General features: G+C 56.0%; 1 rRNA gene. It reads left to right on the top strand.

Annotated elements, in window-relative coordinates:
- Nucleotides 1-62 precede the first annotated feature (62 nt).
- Nucleotides 63-647 (top strand): 16S ribosomal RNA (locus tag QSK18_RS35670); the annotation flags it as partial.

Genomic DNA, 647 nt, shown 5'->3' with positions numbered 1-647 from the left:
CTGGAGTTATTGGTCAGGAATCAATTGCAACACACTTCGCTAAAAGTCTTCCTAGAAGATTATTTACGGAGAGTTTGATCCTGGCTCAGGACGAACGCTGGCGGCGTGCTTAACACATGCAAGTCGAACGGTGAACCACTTCGGTGGGGATCAGTGGCGAACGGGTGAGTAACACGTGAGTAATCTGCCTCTGACTCTGGGATAACCACGGGAAACGGTGGCTAATACCGGATATGACGTACGGTCGCATGGTCTGTGCGTGGAAAGTTTTTCGGTCAGAGATGAGCTCGCGGCCTATCAGCTTGTTGGTGGGGTAATGGCCTACCAAGGCGACGACGGGTAGCCGGCCTGAGAGGGCGACCGGCCACACTGGGACTGAGACACGGCCCAGACTCCTACGGGAGGCAGCAGTGGGGAATATTGCGCAATGGGCGAAAGCCTGACGCAGCGACGCCGCGTGAGGGATGAAGGCCTTCGGGTCGTAAACCTCTTTCAGCAGGGAAGAAGCGCAAGTGACGGTACCTGCAGAAGAAGCACCGGCTAACTACGTGCCAGCAGCCGCGGTAATACGTAGGGTGCAAGCGTTGTCCGGAATTATTGGGCGTAAAGAGCTCGTAGGCGGTCTGTCGCGTCTGCTGTGAAAACCT

Source organism: Kineosporia sp. NBRC 101677, from assembly GCF_030269265.1.
Taxonomy (GTDB): domain Bacteria; phylum Actinomycetota; class Actinomycetes; order Actinomycetales; family Kineosporiaceae; genus Kineosporia; species Kineosporia rhizophila.
Note: the sequence above shows the minus strand (reverse complement) of the source record. Positions and strands in the feature narration are given on the sequence as shown.